The following is a 2,797-nucleotide window of genomic DNA, read 5'->3' as shown; positions in this document are numbered from 1 at the left end:
TGGATGAAGTGGTTGTGATCGGTTACGGGACGGCCAGGAAGAGCGACCTGACGGGTTCGGTTGCGCGGGTGAGTGCGGAGACGTTCAGGAGCCAGCCGATGACCCAGCTCACGGACATGCTTACCGGTACGGTAGCGGGGTTCAACGCCAACCAGGGCACCACGGCCTCCGGGGGTAGCTCCATGCAGGTCAGGGGCCCCAAGTCCCTTAACGCCTCCACCAATCCCATGATCGTGCTGGACGGCGTGATCTTCAACGGGGCAATTGCCGACATCAACCCGGCCGACATCGAAAGCATCGATATCCTGAAGGATGCCAGCTCCGCGGCTGTATTCGGGGCGAGGGCAGCGGCAGGGGTGGTGCTGGTAACGACCAAGAAGGGAAAGACCGGGAAGCCGGTCATCCAGTTTTCCGCCGATATGGGCATGGCCGAGCCGACGCATGGTTTCAAACCCTTCGACGCGGAGGGCTACCTTACCTTCAGGCGCGATGTCCTGAAGGGCCTGAACCCCGGTCAGCCCACCTACTACTACGATAACCCGGGCCAGCTCCCCGAAGGGGTGAGCCTGGAACAATGGCGGAATGCCAGCAACAATCCCCAGGAGGACAATACCCAGGAATGGCTGGGCCGTCTCCGTTTCTATCCCGTGGAAGTGGAGAACTACCTGTCCGGGGAGACGGTCGACTGGTACGATGAGGTCATGCAGCGGGGTCGCCGCCAGAACTATGACCTGAGTATCGGCGGGGGGGCGGGCGACATCAAGTATTACTGGTCGCTGGGCTATCAGGATAACGAGGGGATCGTCCTCGGGGATGCGTTTTCCACCATCCGCTCCCGCCTGAACCTGGATTTCACGGTAACGGACTGGTTGAGCGTCGGACTGAACGCCCAGTTTGCCGACAGGGATGAAAGCAGCGTGCCGGCCAGCCTCAGCCAGATGTACCTCATGAGCCCCTACGGCGACATGTTCAACGAGGAGGGGGAGGTGGAATGGTACCCCAACAGCTTCAACGCTGCCAACCCCCTGATCAATTATTACGGGCAGGACAGGCTGAGGCGGATAAACACGCTTTTCAGCAGCATGTACGCCCAGCTGAAGCTCCCCTTCGGCTTCGATTACAAACTCTCCTTCCAGCCACGCTTCCAGTTCCTGAAGGAATATAATTTCTGGTCCTCCCAGACCCTGGAAGGCGGCTCGGCCCGCTCCGGCGGTTACGGGGTGAGGGAAGAGGTATCCCAGTACGAATGGATCGTGGACAACCTCCTCCACTGGAACAGGCAATCCGGTGCGCATTCGTTCGATTTTACTTTTTTATACAGTGCGGAACAACGGAAGGACTGGGCCTCTTCGCTCAACAACCAGACGTTCATACCCCGCCAGAGCCTGGGTTTCCACGGGCTGCAGTTCGGTACCAACCCCGGTCTGAGCTCGATAGACTCGAGGATCACGGGCGATGCCTCCATGGCCCGCCTGAACTATACCCTGATGGACAGGTACCTTTTTACCGCTTCCGTCAGGAGGGATGGCTATTCGGCCTTCGGCATCGAAAACCCCCGGGCCGTTTTCCCCGCCGCCGCCTTTGCCTGGAGGATCTCGGAAGAGGGGTTCTTCAACCTGGATTTCGTGGACCAGCTTAAGCTGCGGTTCTCCTGGGGGCGGAACGGGAACAGGGATATCGGGGCCTATGCCGCGCTGGCCCAGCTGGCTTCCACGCTTTACTATGACGGGTCCAATGTGCAGGTGGGCATAACCAACAGCTCCCTGGCCAACCACAGCCTGGTGTGGGAAAAGACGGAGTCGGTAAACGTTGGCCTGGACCTGGCCATGGCCGGCAACCGGGTGGACCTGAGCGTGGATTATTACGAGATGACCACGAAGGACCTGCTCATGAACCGCCTGCTCCCGGAGATCACCGGCTTTACGGACATCACCACCAACCTGGGCGAGCTGGGCAACCGGGGCCTTGAGCTGACCCTGAATACGGTCAACGTGGATAAGCCCCGGTTCGGGTGGCGTTCAAACCTGGTCTTTTCGTTCAACAGGAACAGGATCGAAAGCCTGTTCGGGGACTACGGGGAGGTGGGGGTGGACGGGGGGACCGTCCGCCGCGAGCTGCCGGATTATTCCAACGAATGGTTCCCCGGGCAGGCGCTCGACCGCATCTGGGACTACGATATCACCGGGATATGGCAATCGGACGAGGCAGCGGCCGCAGCGGCCTACGGGCTGGCCCCCGGCGACTTCAAGGCAACCGACGTGGACAACAACGGCGTCTACGAGGCCCTTCAGGACAAGCAGTTCATCGGCTACCGGCAGCCCCGGTACCGCATCGGGCTGCGGAACGAGTTCTCCTTCCTCGGGAATTTCAGTGCATCGCTGTTCCTGCGGGCGGAGATCGGCCATATGGGTGCCTTTACCGAAGGGATCCGGAGCGGCGGGGCCGATACCTACGACAGGAGGAACACCTTCGATTTCCCCTACTGGACGCCGGAGAACCCCATCGACGGCTTCACGCGCCTGAACACCCGCACCAATGTGTTCGGGGGCGGCATCATGATGTACAAACCCCTTTCCTTCCTGCGGGTGCAGGACGTTTCGCTTTCGTATAACCTGCCCACGGCCCTTGCCGGGAGGCTGAAGACGAACAGCGTCCGCATCTTCGGTTCGGTCAGGAACCTGTATAGCTTCAACAGCTGGCCGGGCTGGGACCCGGAGGCGAGGACCCCCTCCGATCCCGACCAGAACATCCCCATGCCCAGGACCTATACCCTGGGGCTCAATGTATCCCTGTAGAT

General features: G+C 60.6%; 1 protein-coding gene. It reads left to right on the top strand.

Annotated elements, in window-relative coordinates; genetic code table 11:
• Positions 1 to 2,795: SusC/RagA family TonB-linked outer membrane protein (locus NF543_RS25120; RefSeq protein WP_257670951.1), on the top strand; the 2,795-nt coding region annotated here is incomplete at its 5' end.
• Between the last annotated feature and the right edge of the window lie 2 nt (positions 2,796 to 2,797).

Origin of the sequence: Parapedobacter tibetensis (genome assembly GCF_024704835.1) — a bacterium.
Taxonomy (GTDB): Bacteria; Bacteroidota; Bacteroidia; order Sphingobacteriales; family Sphingobacteriaceae; genus Parapedobacter; species Parapedobacter tibetensis.
Note: the sequence above shows the minus strand (reverse complement) of the source record. Positions and strands in the feature narration are given on the sequence as shown.